Origin of the sequence: Companilactobacillus suantsaicola (genome assembly GCF_004745525.1) — a bacterium.
Lineage (GTDB): Bacteria > Bacillota > Bacilli > Lactobacillales > Lactobacillaceae > Companilactobacillus > Companilactobacillus suantsaicola.
This window is the reverse complement of record NZ_RKLY01000001.1, coordinates 94556-110819: the sequence shown is the minus strand read 5'-3', so window position 1 is coordinate 110819 and position 16264 is coordinate 94556. Positions and strand designations below refer to the sequence as shown.

The window sequence follows — 16264 nt, the reverse complement described above, 5'->3', positions numbered from 1 at the left end:
TTTCACCTCTTAATTAATTTATTTATCTCTATAAAGACTCCTTAACACAATTCATTTTTTAAGCAATCGTAATAAATTTCCATCATCATTTGCCAATCTTTCACATTTAGCCATTCATCACCTTTATGTGCAATTCCCTTTTGCCCTGGGAATGATGGTCCAAATGCTACTATATTTGGCATGCTACGTGCATATGTCGCTCCAGTAGTAGTAACTGGTTTACCATTTAAACCAGTATCATTCTCATAAATTTTAGAAAAGCTTTTAATAAAATTCTGATCCGTGCTTTTGACAACTGAAGGCATATTTCTATTAATCTCAACTGTCATATTTGATAAGAGTTCTGTTTCTAATTGCTTTAATATTTGTTCAAACGTTATTGAAACTGGATAACGCATTGAAAAGCTTATACTCAACAAATTATTTTTCTTTTCTATTTTATAAAATGATAATTGTAATTTACCTGATTTAGCATCTTCAAAATTAAGTCCCAAATTTTTACCGTCCGTCTGATTTGAAAACTTATCATTTATCCATTTAAAAGTTTCTCCACTTTGTCCATTCAATGAACTGGCTTTATTGACTAACATAGGTAGTACATTCTTGGCCATATCAGGAGCATTGCTTGGCGATTTTTCTCCTTTAAAGTCAGTTGCTATTCCGTCAATTGTTATCGATGCCTCGTCTGGAATAAAACTCTTATCAAATACCCCACTGATCTTTTCAATTTGCTCAAGAGAATCATCGGTTATTGCACAATTTATGGTTAAATCTAACAATCCCCGCTCACCATAAACAATAGGAAATTTACAATCTGGAGTAAATCCAGCATATGGTGGAATTTCCTTATCTAAATAGAATGGAATATCATTGCTACCTGATTCTTCATCTGTTCCAAAAATTATTCTGATTCTTTTTTTTAAAGGTACATTTTGTTCTTTTATTAGATATAGAGCAAAAACCGTAGAAATGAATGGACCTTTATTATCTAAAACTCCTCTACCAAAAAAGCGTTGTTTTGAAATGCTTAAGTCGAATGGCGGATAATTCCAATCATCTACTACATCCACGACATCTAAATGACCCAGTACAGCAAAATATTCATCAGTATTGGGGCCATATTCTAGCCAACCAACTCGATCTGAGATTTGACCAACTCGAAATCCTAACTCATCTGCAAGCTTAAGCATATATTCCAATGCCCTTTTAGGCCCAATTCCAAATGGAGCCTGATAAGTTCTATTCCCCTTTACGCTAGGAATGGATACTAAACCTTTAAAATAATCGATGAACTGTTTTTCATATTTAGAATACAGTGTAATAAAATCTTCACGAACATCGTTCAAGATTTTCCCACCTTTCCTCAATTATGTCGATACAAAATATTATGAAATGTATATTTATCAGCACGATAAAAAGACTCATCATAAAGAATCGGATAACCATCAGCAGAATAAGATGTTGTATGAGCTAAAAAGCCGGGTGAACCCGCTTTTATGTTCATTTCATGGCTCAATTTCTCACTCGATAAAACCGATTCTAATTCCTGACTTCCATATGCAATTTTTATTGTTTTTTCAATAATTTCAAAGAGTGAACCTGAAGCCTTTTCCCGATTAAGATTTTTTGCAAACTTCTGCTTTAAATAGATTTCCTCATGGGTCATGGAGTAATCGTCTATTGATCTTAAACGAATTATTTTCCAAACCATTTCTTTATCTGACAGTCTTAATTGATCTTTTACAGTGTTAGAAACATCTGATGTTTCCAAAAATGACAATACTTGTGTATGGCTCTTTAAGTGCATCCTTTTCGCCACTTCAGAGAAACCAACTAACCCATTACTACCACTGGAAATTCGACTATCCGGCGCTAAGACAAATGTTCCCCGATTACGATCTTTAACAACTAATTGTCTTTTTTCCAATTCTTCAATTGACTTACGAATCGTTAAACGTGAAGTATCAAATTGAAATGACAATTCTGTTTCCGACGGTAATTTTTGATGAACTCCATACTCCCCATCTTTGATAACCTTTTCTAATTTATCCGCTATCTTGCTGTACAAATATTCTGGCATAAAAAATTCCTCTTAATCTATTGGTGCTTTAATTCTCTTCTCGTATGCATCCATCCACTCTTGGGTGATTGGACTGATTTTGGTCTTATCGTTTTCGTCTGGATAGGCGATATAAACTGCTGGTGCTTCTTTTTCAGTTCCCATGGCAAATGTGAATTCAACATTAGTTGAAACGCCCCATTGTCCATCCTTATTCAAAGCAACTAAGGAGAACTCTCCAATTTTTCCAAAGCGTTTCTTTAGCTTTCTCAAAAATGGATAGAGAGCTTTATCACAGGCCTCTTGTGGACTCAAACCGGTTCCCATTAGACGGACGATTTCGTAACAGAGGCAGCCTTTCATAATGTCTTCACCTAAACCAGTTGCCGCAGCACCTCCAATGTCACTATCAACGTAAAAACCATCACCGACCAAGGCTGAATCGCCAGTCCGACCAGCTTTTTTCATAAATAGTCCTGAAGTTGAAGTTCCGACTGACATCGAACCTGTTTGATCTAAGCTGACCATCCCAACCGTATCATGACCGTCGTATGGTGAGAGATTCTTTTCGGCAATCTCAGCTTTTCGCTTCTCCCAAATTTTCTTGGCTCTAGGCGTCAACATGTTCTTTCTTTCAAAACCATTCTTAGTTGCATATTGACTAGCACCTTCACCTACTAAAACACTATTAAAGTGTTCATGACTCAAACTTCTAGCGATAGAAATTGGGTTCTTAACATCACTTATTCCCATCACGGCTCCAACGCCAAAAGTATCGCCACTCATAAAAGCTGAATCTAGTTCGACCAAACCATTTTCATTTGGTAGACCACCGTAACCAACAGATTTAAAGAATGGATAATCCTCCACTTTTTTAATAGCAGATTCAACAGCATCGCCGCTAGTACCACCACCTTTCAATAAATCGAGTCCTTTAGAGAGACCTTCATAAGCCATTCTCCAAGTTCCAATCATTGCATAAGTCATCTGATCACTCCTTTTTGTAATCGATTTCATAATTTAGTATAATCAGGATTGTATATACAATCAAGAACAAATTATGCTAAGTTATGTAAATTAAACTTTACAATTAGACTTTTTGAGAATTTTTTTACGTTAGGCAAATTTATTTTGAAGAATTTAAATATCTTTTACCTAAAAAAACAGAATACTGCTTTAATAGCTTTTGGAATGGCATACAAAATTATTATCATAGCAAAAAAAGACCCCATTTCCCGTTTTTGGAAATGAGGTTTCTCTTTTCTGAGTTAAATACGAACAATTTACTGTTTATTTACATTATCATTCATGTTAACCTAATATTAATAAATTTAAGGAAGTGTTAGATTATCACCTATCAAATTGTTTTTGAGGGATCTATGATTACCTCGGCGACGTTTGACAAGGCGGATTTTACACCAAAAGCTCTTATATGTGTAGACCAGTCAGGCATTATTGACCGCGTAATTTCCGCTACTGATTCTGATTATCAGTCTGTCAAACAAGCTGCAATTAATCAAGATACTCTTCGTATCGTTCATCCTGGTAATTATCTCTTACCAGGTTTCACTGATTTACATATTCATGCACCGCAATGGCCTCAAGCAGGTCTTGCCTTAGATAAGCCGTTAAATGAATGGCTTAACACTTATACTTTCCCGTTGGAAGCTAAGTTTAAAGATTTAGCTTATGCCAAGAAAGTTTACAAAAGTTTGATCAAAGAACTACTAGCTAATGGTACAACTACTGGCTTGTTCTTTGGTTCACTCGATACAAAAGCTAATCTAGTTTTAGCTAAAATTTGTGCCGAATATGGACAACGTGCCTTTATCGGTCGAGTCAACATGGATAATCCAAAACAAACGCCCGATTATTATCGTGACAGTTCAGCAGCCCAAGGACTTTTGGAAACAGAAAAGTTCATTCAAGAAATGTTCGATCTGCAAAAGCAGACTAGTGCGCAATTGACACCAGTAATCACGCCACGCTTTGTCCCCAGCTGTACTCCAGAAACTTTAAAGGGCCTCGGACAATTAGCTAAGAAATACGATTTACCAATCCAGTCTCATTGCAGTGAAAGCATCTGGGAAGATGGTTTTGCTCAAGAGAACTTCCAAAAGCGTGATGCTCAAGTGCTTGATTCTTTTGGCCTTTTGACTGATAAAGCGGTCATGGCACATGGCACATTATTAAACGATTCTGATTTAAAATTATTTTCAAACCGTAAAACTGCTCTAGCACATTGCCCGATTTCAAACGTTTATTTTGGAAATCAAGTAGCCCCAATCAAAAAAGCCCACGAACAAAGGGTTAAGGTTGGCCTTGGAACAGATATTTCCGGTGGTTTCTCCCCAAGCATTTATAAAAATATGCAACAAGCAATCATGTCCTCACAGATTCTTAAAGACCAAACTAACCTGAATAGTCGCTTAACTGCTAGTAATGCTTTTTATCTTGCTACTATTGGTGGTGCAGAAGCTTTACACGTTAAAACTGGTCAGATCAAGCCTGGTTATCAAGCTGATCTGCAAATAGTTTCTGATTCTTTTAAGGAAGTTTCTTCAAATCGAAGTCAGGATATTTTTGAAAGATTGATATATCACACTAATAAAGAGAATATTTTACAAGTTTACGTCTCAGGAAAATTAGTTCATAACAATTTAGGAGAGAAAAATGGAAAATAAAAAAAGTACCTTATTAGTCGGTCCTGACGATAAAATCGGCGCAACTGAAGCTGGTTTCTTAGGACTACAACACGTCTTAGCAATGGATATTTACGTTCCACCAATTATTCTAGCCGGAATGATGGCTATGGGTGTCGGTGATCAAATGAATCTGCTCCAATCTACTTTTCTGGCTGCGGGAATTGGTACGATTTTACAAACCTTTATTTTCATGAAGATGCCCGTTTCACAAGGTCCATCTTTCGTTCCACTCGGTGCGGCTGCCGGAGTTGTCTTAGGTTCAGGTGGTCTCAAAGGTAATGGTATGGGTACTTTGATCGGCGCCCTCTTGGTCGGTTCGATCATTTTGATCATCTTAGGTGCCACCGGAGTCTTCCAAAAGATCATCAACAAACTTGTCCCTGCACTTGTCGGAGGTACAATTATCACCTGTGTTGGCTTATCACTGATTCCTACAGCTTTAAACAGTAACATCTTCAACGCTCCAGGAAATATCAATAAAAATATGATTTTAGCAGCGGTTACAGCTTTGACACTACTTGTTTCTGTCGCTATTAGTTTGAAATTTAAAAAAGTTGAACGTTTCTTTAGAACTAGTTCAATTATCTTAGCATTAGGTGTTGGTACACTTGTTTCAACGATGATGGGTATGTTCGACTGGAAAACTGTCACAAGCGCTCCTTGGTTCGGTGTTCCTAACGGAACTATCTTACATTGGGGCATCAACTTCTCACCTTCAGCTATCATCACTTTCATTATCATTTATGCCGTAATCACAACAGAAACTACTGGTACTTGGTTCGCCATGGGTGCTGTTACTAATCACGAAATTACTAACAAACAATGGAACCACGGTATTATCGGTGAAGGTCTAAGCTGTATGGTAGCCGCTTTACTTGGTACAACTCCTGTTACAGGTTATTCAACTAATGCCGGTGTTATTTCCATCACTGGTGTAGCTTCAAAACGGGTCTTCTTATTCGCTGGTATCTGGTTCTCAATTTTAGGTTTCTTCAGTAAATTGTCAGCCTTTCTTGCCGCAATTCCTGCTCCCGTTATCGGTGGTGTCTTCGCAATTATCACGGTAACTATCATGTTAAATGGTTTAAATGTTATTCGTGGAATTGAAACGACTGATCGAGATCTTTATATCATCGGTATTCCAATTATCTTAACATTGGCTTTAGTTCTACTACCTGCTAATGTAACTAAGAATGCTCCACAAATTCTTCAATACTTACTAGGCTCACCAATCGCAGTGGCCGCAATTGCTGCAATTATCTTGAATCTTGTTATGCCTAAACAATCAGCTAAACAAGTTAAGGCAGCATAAAAGAAAAAACCACAAAACTAAAAAGAAGCTGAATTAATGCAAATAGCATTAGTTCAGCTTCTTTATTTAGTCTGAATCAACATCTACAATGCTGTAATCTGTTTACGACCATTGCGTTTGGAATGATAAAGATTGCCATCCACTCGTGAATAGAAATCGTTTGGTTGAGAGTCCTTTTTAGAAATCATTGAAACTCCGACTGAGATCGTAATATTGATCTTTTGCCCATTAATTTCTACATCTATATGGTTCAAAGCAGCGAAAATCTGATGCACGATTGGTTCGGTCGCATCTAAATCATATCCTGGAAAGATGACGTTGAATTCCTCGCCACCTGTTCGATAAAGTTTAACATTTGGGTCATTTTCAGAAATTACTGTCTGCACAACATCAACTACGTGCTGCAAAACCTTATCACCTGCTAAATGTCCATAAGTATCATTGACTTGCTTGAAGTGATCAATGTCAAACATCATCATTGATAAATCAAGTTTGTTAACGGTGCTATTGCTAAACAAACGGTCCATTTCAGACTTATAAGCGGCAAAGTTTTCTGTCTTCGTTAAAGCATCGTGGTTAGCAAAGCGCAATAGTTTTAACTTTAATTGACTGTCACGCAAGATCATCCCAACGTAACTGAAAAGTAACGCTTCAAAGATGATTAAATACAACCATTCTTGCAAATAAGTTGACCACGAGAAATCAAATTTAACCTTCATAAAGAGCCATAAAAGTCCTCCGAAGAAAGTCCCTAATGACATGTAAGCGATAAAGGAACGGTTTATTTTTTGATCTCTACGTAATTGATTCAAACTGAGGTAAAACAACATTAAAGTAAATCCATGACACCATGACTCCCAGTAACCGATCGAGCCATTGAACATCATGTACAAAATCATAATTGGAAAAAATACAAAAAATGGAACTCTGATATTTAAGAAATAAGCACAAAAGACCAAGGCGATTAGTTGGAAATTCATAAATTGCCAACTAATCGGAGTCCCCACTAAGGTTGCCTGCATACTAAAGATAAAAATCAACATATACAAGACTCCAAAAGCCGAGTTTAGTTTGTCGTCATCTACATTTATTTTTTTGGAATGTAGAAATGTCTTTAAACCATCATAAAGAACTTGATAAAGTGTGAAGATTCCTAAAATGAAGAAAACACCCGTTATAAAGGGTGAAACGTGCCATATCGACCAAGTCAAAAATCCACTAACCTCCAACTTTATATTCTTTTTTAAAAATATATTTATATCTTATAATAATAGCACAAAAAAACTCACTACCCCGCGAAAATTCGACAAAGTAGTGAAATTTTTTAGATTGCCGTAATCTGCATCCGCCCGTTATTTTTCGATTGATAAAGATTCTCGTCAACCCGACCATACAAGTCGTTTGGATGAAGATCGTCTTCGGCAATCTCAGAAACACCAACCGAAATAGAAATGGCTATTTTCGTCCCATTATAATTTACCGGCATATGATTTACTGCCGAGAAAATTTCTTGAACGATAGTCTTCGTTGAATCAAGATCGTAGCCTGGAAAAACAATATTGAATTCTTCTCCACCAGTCCGATAAAACTTGACCGAAGGATCATTTTCATCGATCACAGTCGATACAACGTCCGCTACCTGCTGCAATACTTTATCCCCCGCCAAATGACCATAAGTATCATTAACACGCTTAAAATGGTCAATATCAAACATCATCATCGACAGATGTAACTTGTTGTGCCGACTAGTTCCAAAGACATATTTCATTTCCGAATCATAGGCGGCATAATTAGAAATCTTAGTTAAAGCGTCGTGGTTAGCAAATTCAACTAGCCGTAATTTTAGTTTACTGTCACGCAAAATCATATTGACGTAACTATAGAGCAAGATTTCAAAAATCATCATGTATGACCACTCTTCTAGAGCCGTCATAAAACTCAAATCGAATTTTAAAGCCACAAAGGCCCACAATAAAATCCCTGAAACTATCCCAGCTATGAGGTAATCGATAAATTGATGCTTTTCATTTTGAATCCGATGAATCCGATTAAAAGTGTTATAAGTTATGATGACGGTCCAAGCGTGACACCAGGATTCCCAGTATCCAAATGAACCATTAATTGTCATATACACTAAAACAATCGGAATGAAATAACGAAGTGGCACCCTAATATCCAAGAAGTATGCACAAAAAACCAGTGCGATAATCTGAAAATTCATAAATTGCCAAGAAATATCTCTTCCTGACAACGACGCTTGCATACTAAAAATAAAGATCAGCATGTAAAAAATACCGAATACGGAATTAAGATGATCTTCGTCAATTTTGAACTTTTTTAAATTAAAAAATGACTTCAACCAATCATACAAAACTTCATATAACGTGAATACACCTAGAATAAAGAAAATACTGGTAATAAACGGTGAAACGTGCCATACATGCCATGTCAATAATCGTTAAACCTCCCATTAGTTTTTCCCTCTATAAGAAACTCTACCCATGACAAGAATACTATATTTTTTTTATTTTTTCATTATATACAAGAATATTCACTGATTTATTTTTCAATAACCCGATATATTTTACTAAAACTTAAAAATAATCAATTAATTCTGGCTTTTTTTGAACTAAAATTTTATCCAGGGCTTTAATTTTATTACTGTCACCCTTGATGAATCCGTAATCAGCCAGTGATTCAAGTGAACGATAACCAAACATAGCTTTAGTCAAATTTTGAATAGTTAATTCAATATTTGCTGCTTCACCATCAGCAATTTCAACGGACACTTTCTTATCGTAGACACTAATTTTCCATGTATGAGCATTCCATTCCAAAGTATCTTCTACTTTAATATAGACCTCATCTAAATCGTCTTGGACTGGATAACGATTAAAGAAATCTTCCAAATTGACAATTCTTGCCATCATATATGGAGTAACGGTCAACTCTGCTGAATATGGATCGGCTAACAGATCAGCTTTAAAATCAGGATCCGGTGATTCAAAAATGAACTTTTTAAAAATTGATTGATGTTTCGTAACAAATTTAGCCAATAGTTGACGACTCAATGGATTAAGATTGATCCATTCATGAATATGAAAATTTTCTTGTTCGTGGAAATAAATCATATAGCCTATCAAAATATCATCTTCGTTATAAGCCAAAGCCACTTTATGATCGGCATGTTTGTCAATCATATGATCCCACCACCATTTTGAACGATTAACCCCGCCCAAATGGTTTTGATCCAAATAAAGTTTTTTCAGTTCATCAGGAATATCTTTAACGTCAATTCGCTCAACATAACCTTTACTACTATTCTTGATCCGTGGTAATTTATCATTTTCAATCGCTACTTGCGTGTGATCAAAGACTTGCTCATAGCCGAATTGACGATAGTAGCCAAAAGAAAATGGGGCTAAATAAGATAAAGTAACTTTATTTTTATACATATCGAATAATGCTTGATCGAGCATCTTAGATGCCCCACCACGGCCACCAAATTCAGGAGCACTCATTACGTCGCCGATTCCGTTCATCTTGAAGTCAACGCCATGAAAATTAACGTCAAATGGAATACTGAATAAACCACTACCTAATTTTTTCCCATTCATTAAACCATACACTAAAGAATGGTCGAAACGTTCTTTAAAGACCCGTTTTCTTGACACTGAGTCTTCACGATTGAATGAGTAAAGATACAAATCATAAAATTTATCAAAACTTTTATCATCTAGTAAATATTTATTCATATTTCTCTCCCTATAAAAAAATACTATTCCACTGAGAATAGTATCTTTTTTTTGCAATTATTCAGATAACTTAAAACTACTCCAAGGCTTGATATAACTCAATAGAAATGCTTCCTTTTCATTCAAATGTCCAACGACATTTCTACGTCCATCATTTGGAATATCTTTAAGTCCAATCTGAGTCTCACCTTTATATTGTCCATAGTCTTCATTGACAATAATAATGTCACCACGTTTGATGTCTTGTGTATCATGGGCTGGGAAGTTGCCATCATGATAAACCACTCGGGTCATAGTACTACGTAACAAGTAATCTGAGGCATCCCCACGATAAACATGAGTTGACTTCAAAATAACTTCTTTTTCTAGGTCAGTAGTATCTTTAGCAAAATCGACTTTCAAGACTGGATATGGTGAGTAAAAGGCTTCAGCAGCTTCCTTTAATTCTTCGTCAGAAGCATAAGTATTACCAATGATAACATCATCAACTACACCACTGAGCAACAAATGTTTAACTTGAGTACCAATTGGTAAATCACGATCATCTTCAAGTGTTGGCAATCCATCTTGAACTGGCCATGGGCCAAATGTTGCTGTATGTGAACTAACAAAGGCAGCTGAATGGATATTACGATCTTTGAAGAAGTTAGACCATTTAATGAAGAATTCTTCACCTAAACCAGTATATCTTTGTGGATAGAAATTGTGGCAACCTAACAAATTGTTAGTGTCAGGATGATATGACAAAATGTTATCCAAATAATGAGTTCCTGAACTCATATTGATTTCAATCTTCAAGCCAAATGGATTATGAGTCATTTTAGCTTCTTCCATACCAGAGAAACCTTCATCCAATCTGATACCATAGGCTCCTAATTCATGGAAAAATGATAAATCATCATAAGTAATATCCAAAGATTTAAACAATTTTGGATTCATATCAACAATCGTGACAAAACCTAACTTATTAGCATAGGCAATTGTTTCTTTAAAACGATTGATAGTTTTATCCTTATCGGCTCCTAATTCTAGTAATGATGCAAAAATACGTGAATAACCTAATTTACTTGCTGTATCGAGGTATTTTTTATCCTCATCTAAAGTTGAATGTTCAGGATAAAGTGATAATCCTAATCTTCTCAAAACGAAACCTCCAAAATTTTTTAAAAACGTTTTTGATGTCTTAATTCGTTCGCTAATTTTTCTCTGTCCATTGACTTGAAGAAATACCAGTAAATCAACGTATCAAGGACGATATTGATCAGTTGAATAACTGATCCGGATAAGTGACCTGTTGCAATAAATCCTGAGAGAATTGGTGGTGTTAACCATGGGATATAAGTTCCCATAGGCTTAGCAACTAAATCAGCCGCCATCGCAAAATAAGTCGTCGTAACATTAACTAACGGTGTCAAAATAAATGGAATCAACATCTTATAGTTCATCACAATTGGCAAACCGAATAAAATCGGTTCGTTGATATTGAAAAGTGCCGGTCCAGCGACTAATTTTCCTAAAGTCTTCAATTCCTTGCTCTTTGATGCAAAAGCCAATAACATTGCTAAACCAATCGTTGCTCCCGCTCCACCCATATGAACGAAGTTGTCAAAAAAGGCCGTCGTAACAATATTGGGCAGTGGTTTCCCAGCACTGAAAGCAACTTGATTAGCATTCAAAGCTGATAACCAAGTTGGCATCATGATTCCTAAAACCACATTGGCACCGTGGATTCCAAAGACCCACAGTAGAGAAATCATAAATTCAGCCACAAGTGCACCCATGAAAGTGTTACTCAAGTGACTCAATGGATCAGCTAAGAAGAACGAAACTATATTCGGAATACTTTCCATTGGCGTAGCTTCAACACCAATTCGAATCAACCAGACTAATATTAAGATGATCAATCCCGGAAACAAAGCTGCAAAGGAATTACTTACTGCTGGCGGAACTGTATCCGGCATTTTAATAGTCCATCTCTTATGAACCATCCAAACGTATAAATCCGTGATAAACAGTCCCACAATGATTGCAGTAAATAATCCCCCCGAATCAAATTCCTGCAGTGGTATCCAGAGTGCACCATGATCAGTCTTTAATGGAATCGTTAAAATAAACGCTCCTAAAGAGATGATCGATGCTGAAATTGGATCAACCTGATAACTTTTTGCCAAATTGTAGGATATACCTACTAAAGCAACTAAACCCATAATATGAAACGAAGCATTAGTTGGATATTGCAAAACGGTTGCCCAATTCTTGCCAAAAATACTAGCCATAAAATCTAAATAAGCCTGAATTGGAAATTGCGCAATAATCATGAATAAAGAACCGATGATAATCATCGGTACGGCTAAAGTCATTCCATCACGCAAAGCTGTCAAATGACGTGAAGAGGCCATTTTACCCGCTAATGGAATGACTCTGTCATTTATAAAACGGTTGGTCTTCTTTGTAGTCATTATAAAACCCCTTTTAAAATAAGAAAGTACATTAAGCAGGAACAAACAAACCTGCCTATACCATTTATTGTAACCCTTTCCATCAGTGAATATGTATTTTTATAAATAAAACATAAAATTCACTTTTAAAAAAACATGTCACTAATCTGTGACATGTTCCGAGAATCGACTATCAACTTGGTCTACCATCTTATGGTAAGCACAATTTGAGATTTGCTCCAATGTATAAACGATTGGTACTTGGGTCGTAACATTGATATGTCCCTTTCGATTTTGAGGAGTATCATAAGAAATTGCAAAGTCTGTAATTTGATTCAAAACTGAATAAGAATTAGCTGTTAAAGCAATGGTTTCAGCTCCATTTTTCTTGTAATAGCGTGCTTGTTCTAGCACTTGATCAGTCTCCCCGGAAACTGAAACTAAAATCAACAAGGTCTTGCTAAAATCGCGATCTGAGAAAGGTTCTGGTTGAAACGGGTCAATGATCGGCAAAGAGTAAATACCGTAGCTAGACAAAATACTAGCCCCGTATTGGGCAATGCGACCACTATTTCCTACTCCAAAGAACAAGACTAGATCGGCAGCATTGATCATATCAGCAGCTTGTTCAATTTTATTATCAAACGGTTCTTCATCTGCAACTAACTGAAAGAAGTTTTTAATCGGTTCCATACTAGGATCTTGTTGGGCCTTTGAAGGTTGTTTAAGGCTTTGCTTGAGAGCAAATTTAAACTCCGAAAAGCCACTGTAATCCATCTTTTTTAAGAACCGTAAAATTGTCGTCGTCGAGACGTGAGCTGCATTTGCCATCTCACGAATCGTCATATCTTGAACTTCTTTAGTATGTCCAATTATGTACTTATAAACGATCAATTCTAATCGATTCAACTCATGAACTTTTTGATAAGGAAACATCTTTTTCACCCTCCTTTACAATTGGTATATATCATTTTTACTAAATTAATTTTACCACAGATGTAACAAATTACATTTTTTTAAGAAAAATAAGCTGAGACAAGATTTAGTTTTGTCTCAGCTTATTTGTTTAGATTCAGTCCAAATCGGCTCCGTTTGAACGGATTACCTTTTGATACCAGTAGAATGAATCTTTCTTTGAACGTGCAAGTGTTCCGTTACCTTCATCATCTTTATCAACATAGATAAATCCATAACGTTTTGACATTTGACCCGTTCCAGCAGAAACTAAATCAATGCATCCCCATGGTGTGTAACCCATAAGATCTACGCCATCTTCATTTACTGCTGTAATCATTTCTTTGACGTGAGCACGCAAGTAGTCTACACGATAATCATCATGGATACTGCCATCTGATTCAACTTTATCATATGCACCAAATCCGTTTTCAACGATCATAACAGGCTTGTGATAGTGTTCTGTCAACCAGTTCATTGAATATCTCAAACCAACAGGGTCAACTGGCCAACCCCAATCGTTATACTTCAAATTAGGATTCTTGACTGTTTCGCGATCACCAACGAATTTAAAACCAGGATTGTCATCACTGTATTTGACAGTAATTGAATTGTAGTAACTGAAGCCAACGTAGTCGACAGTTCCTTCTTTCAAGACGACCTTATCTTCAGCAGTAATATCAGGCATCAAATCATGATTTTCAAGATAAGCAATCATTCCCACAGGATACTCACCTAGAGCTTGAACATCAGCCCACCAGTAACGCCTTTGCATAGCTTTTTCAGCTAACAAAATGTCTTTTGGATCGGCAGATGCTGGATATACAGGCGTAAAGTTGACCATGTTACCAATCACAAAGTTAGGATTGATCTTGTGACCAATTTTAACTGCCAAAGCACTAGCAACTAATTCGCGATGTGATGCTAAGTACATCAACTTTTCACGTTCAGCTTCTGATTCATTATTTCTAAAAATCAAACCAGAATCAGTTGCGATTGAAAAGTCATTTGTGTAAGTTGTTTGGTTATTGATTTCGTTGAAAGTCATCCAATACTTAACCTTGTCCTTATAACGGTCAAAGCAAACTTTAGCAAACTTAACATAAAAATCGATAACCTTACGACTACGCCAGCCACCGTATTCAGTAACTAGATGATAAGGCATTTCAAAATGTGACAAAGTAATTACTGGTTCAATACCATACTTCAAACATTCATCAAACATATCATCATAAAATTTCAATCCAGCTTCATTAGGTTCTGCTTCATCACCATTTGGAAAAATTCTTGTCCAGGCAATGGAAGTTCTAAAACACTTGAAGCCCATTTCAGCAAACAACTTAATATCACCTTTATAGTGATGATAGAAGTCAATTGCTTCATGGTTAGGATAATTTTTACCAGGAATCACGCCATCAGTAATTTCACGTGGTTTTTGATAAGCACCGGCTGTCATGATATCAGTCACGCTGACACCTTTACCATCAACATCCCAAGCTCCCTCAAGCTGGTTTGCGGCAACAGCACCTCCCCATAGGAAGTCTTTTCTTAATCCACTTTTTGTTGTTTCAGTCATATAAAAACCTCACTTACATTATATGTCTAAATCTTTACCGTTTGACTTGATTACCTTTTGATACCAGTAGAAGGAATCTTTCTTAGAACGTTTGAGACTACCATGACCCTCATCATCTTCGTCAACATAAATCATTCCATAACGTTTCTTCATTTCACCAGTACTTGCGGATACTAAATCAATGTGTCCCCAAGGTGTGTAACCAATCAATTTAACACCGTCTTCTTTAACGGCTTTTTCCATTTGTAAAATATGATCATGGAAGTATTGGATCCGATATGGATCATGAATACTACCATCAGCTTCAACTTTATCGTAAGCACCAAAACCATTTTCAACGATGAATAAAGGTTTGTGCCAACGAGTAGTCATCCAATTCATTGAATATCTCAAACCAATTGGATCAATTTGCCAGCCCCAATCAGATTTTTCCACGTAAGGGTTAGAAACCAAATCATTGTGTTCATCATAGTCGAAGTGTTCTTCACCATCATGAGCTTTAGTTGCAAATGACATGTAGTAACTAAAACCAACGTAATCAACAACACCAGCTTTAATTGTAGCCAAGTCACTATTGTTGATATCGAGGTTAAAACCTTTTCTAGCCCAATACTTTTCAATCCATTCTGGATAATAGCCGAGTGCTTGAACGTCACCAAAGTAGTAACGATATTGCATCGCACGTTCAGCTTTCATAATGTCACGTGGATTAGATGTTAAAGGATAAATTGGACACATAGCAATCATTGCCCCAACTTGAAAGTCAGGATTGATCTTGTGAGCAATTTGAACTGCTCTGGCACTAGCAACAAACTCATAATGAGCAGCTTGGAACATCTCTTCTTCCCAGTTATCATCTTTTGTTAATTGCAAACCAGAGTTTTGAAGCAATGGATGTGGATCTCGCCAATCAGTTTGGTTATTGATTTCATTGAAAGTCATCCAATACTTAACTTTATCCTTGTAACGTTTGAAACAAACTTCAGCAAAACGATCGAAAAATTCGATCATCTTACGATTGCTCCAACCACCATATTCTTTGACCAAATGATATGGCATCTCAAAGTGTGACAAAGTAATTACTGGTTCGATTCCATATTTGTGACATTCATCAAACATGTCATCATAAAATTTTAAACCAGCCTCATTAGGTTCATCCTCATCACCATTTGGAAAAATTCTTGTCCAAGCGATGGAAGTTCTAAAACACTTCAAACCTAATTCTGCAAATAACTTAATATCTTCCGGATACTTGTGATAGAAGTCATTACCCCAATGATTAGGATAAATTTCTCCATCCTTAACGCCGTCAGTAACTTTTCTAGCAACGCCTTTAGCACCAGCAGTCATGACATCGGCAATACTTACTCCTTTACCGCCTTCATTCCAGCCACCTTCTAATTGGTGTGCTGCGACGGCGCCTCCCCAAAGGAATCCTTCGGGCATTTGAATTCCCTCACTCATT

General features: G+C 36.4%; 13 protein-coding genes. 2 read left to right on the top strand and 11 right to left on the bottom strand.

Annotated elements, in window-relative coordinates:
- Positions 1-41: 41 nt before the first annotated feature.
- Genes EGT49_RS00525 through EGT49_RS00515 form a run of 3 tightly spaced genes read right to left on the bottom strand, consistent with a single transcriptional unit; the run spans position 42 to position 3046 of the window.
- Positions 42-1346, bottom strand: a complete 1305-nt coding sequence (locus EGT49_RS00525) for a Sapep family Mn(2+)-dependent dipeptidase (protein WP_135371007.1) — start codon at positions 1344-1346, stop codon at positions 42-44.
- A 17-nt stretch (positions 1347-1363) separates the two neighbouring features.
- Complete coding sequence (locus tag EGT49_RS00520; protein ID WP_135371006.1) at positions 1364-2080, bottom strand: GntR family transcriptional regulator, LSA1692 subfamily; 717 nt, start codon at positions 2078-2080, stop codon at positions 1364-1366.
- 12 nt (positions 2081-2092) lie between these two features.
- Positions 2093-3046, bottom strand: coding sequence for a glycosylasparaginase (locus EGT49_RS00515; protein ID WP_135371005.1), 954 nt, complete (start codon positions 3044-3046; stop codon positions 2093-2095).
- A 392-nt stretch (positions 3047-3438) separates the two neighbouring features.
- Here EGT49_RS00515 and guaD point away from each other — a divergent pair, with 392 nt between their 5' ends.
- Together guaD and EGT49_RS00505 are read left to right on the top strand one after the other, a co-directional pair.
- A complete protein-coding gene (gene guaD, locus EGT49_RS00510) occupies positions 3439-4743 on the top strand; it encodes a guanine deaminase (RefSeq protein ID WP_135371004.1) in 1305 nt (434 codons plus the stop codon).
- Complete coding sequence (locus EGT49_RS00505) at positions 4733-6076, top strand: uracil-xanthine permease family protein (protein WP_135371003.1); 1344 nt, start codon at positions 4733-4735, stop codon at positions 6074-6076. Before guaD ends, EGT49_RS00505 begins: the two co-directional genes overlap by 11 nt.
- A gap of 83 nt (positions 6077-6159) precedes the next feature.
- Here EGT49_RS00505 and EGT49_RS00500 read toward each other — a convergent pair whose 3' ends face one another.
- From EGT49_RS00500 to EGT49_RS00465, 8 genes are all read right to left on the bottom strand, one after another.
- The gene (locus EGT49_RS00500; protein WP_135371002.1) at positions 6160-7287 is read right to left on the bottom strand and encodes a GGDEF domain-containing protein; all 1128 of its coding nucleotides are present in this window, start codon (positions 7285-7287) and stop codon (positions 6160-6162) included.
- 113 nt (positions 7288-7400) lie between these two features.
- Positions 7401-8528: a GGDEF domain-containing protein gene (locus EGT49_RS00495; RefSeq protein WP_135371001.1), complete on the bottom strand. Its 1128-nt coding sequence runs from the start codon at positions 8526-8528 to the stop codon at positions 7401-7403.
- Between the two features lie 142 nt (positions 8529-8670).
- A complete protein-coding gene (locus EGT49_RS00490) occupies positions 8671-9831 on the bottom strand; it encodes a GNAT family N-acetyltransferase (RefSeq protein ID WP_135371000.1) in 1161 nt (386 codons plus the stop codon).
- A 57-nt stretch (positions 9832-9888) separates the two neighbouring features.
- Entirely contained in the window at positions 9889-10974 is a 1086-nt protein-coding gene (locus EGT49_RS00485; RefSeq protein ID WP_135370999.1) for a DUF871 domain-containing protein, read from the bottom strand.
- A 20-nt stretch (positions 10975-10994) separates the two neighbouring features.
- Positions 10995-12290, bottom strand: a complete 1296-nt coding sequence (gene celB, locus EGT49_RS00480; protein WP_135370998.1) for a PTS cellobiose transporter subunit IIC — start codon at positions 12288-12290, stop codon at positions 10995-10997.
- A gap of 141 nt (positions 12291-12431) precedes the next feature.
- Entirely contained in the window at positions 12432-13205 is a 774-nt protein-coding gene (locus EGT49_RS00475) for a MurR/RpiR family transcriptional regulator (protein ID WP_135370997.1), read from the bottom strand.
- Positions 13206-13341: 136 nt separating this feature from the next.
- Positions 13342-14799 carry a 6-phospho-beta-glucosidase gene (locus tag EGT49_RS00470; protein ID WP_135370996.1) on the bottom strand — a complete coding sequence of 486 codons (1458 nt, stop codon included), beginning with the start codon at positions 14797-14799 and terminating at the stop codon, positions 13342-13344.
- 18 nt (positions 14800-14817) lie between these two features.
- Positions 14818-16263: a 6-phospho-beta-glucosidase gene (locus tag EGT49_RS00465; RefSeq protein ID WP_135370995.1), complete on the bottom strand. Its 1446-nt coding sequence runs from the start codon at positions 16261-16263 to the stop codon at positions 14818-14820.
- Between the last annotated feature and the right edge of the window lies 1 nt (position 16264).

Bases quoted from the DNA above. Each gene is read 5' to 3' on its own strand.
- EGT49_RS00515 (WP_135371005.1), bottom strand. From the start codon at position 3,046: ATGACTTATGCAATGATTGGAACTTGGAGAATGGCTTATGAAGGTCTC.
- EGT49_RS00465 (WP_135370995.1), bottom strand. From the start codon at position 16,263: ATGAGTGAGGGAATTCAAATGCCCGAAGGATTCCTTTGGGGAGGCGCC.
- EGT49_RS00520 (WP_135371006.1), bottom strand. From the start codon at position 2,080: ATGCCAGAATATTTGTACAGCAAGATAGCGGATAAATTAGAAAAGGTT.
- celB (WP_135370998.1), bottom strand. From the start codon at position 12,290: ATGACTACAAAGAAGACCAACCGTTTTATAAATGACAGAGTCATTCCA.
- EGT49_RS00490 (WP_135371000.1), bottom strand. From the start codon at position 9,831: ATGAATAAATATTTACTAGATGATAAAAGTTTTGATAAATTTTATGAT.
- EGT49_RS00505 (WP_135371003.1), top strand. From the start codon at position 4,733: ATGGAAAATAAAAAAAGTACCTTATTAGTCGGTCCTGACGATAAAATC.
- EGT49_RS00470 (WP_135370996.1), bottom strand. From the start codon at position 14,799: ATGACTGAAACAACAAAAAGTGGATTAAGAAAAGACTTCCTATGGGGA.
- guaD (WP_135371004.1), top strand. From the start codon at position 3,439: ATGATTACCTCGGCGACGTTTGACAAGGCGGATTTTACACCAAAAGCT.
- EGT49_RS00475 (WP_135370997.1), bottom strand. From the start codon at position 13,205: ATGTTTCCTTATCAAAAAGTTCATGAGTTGAATCGATTAGAATTGATC.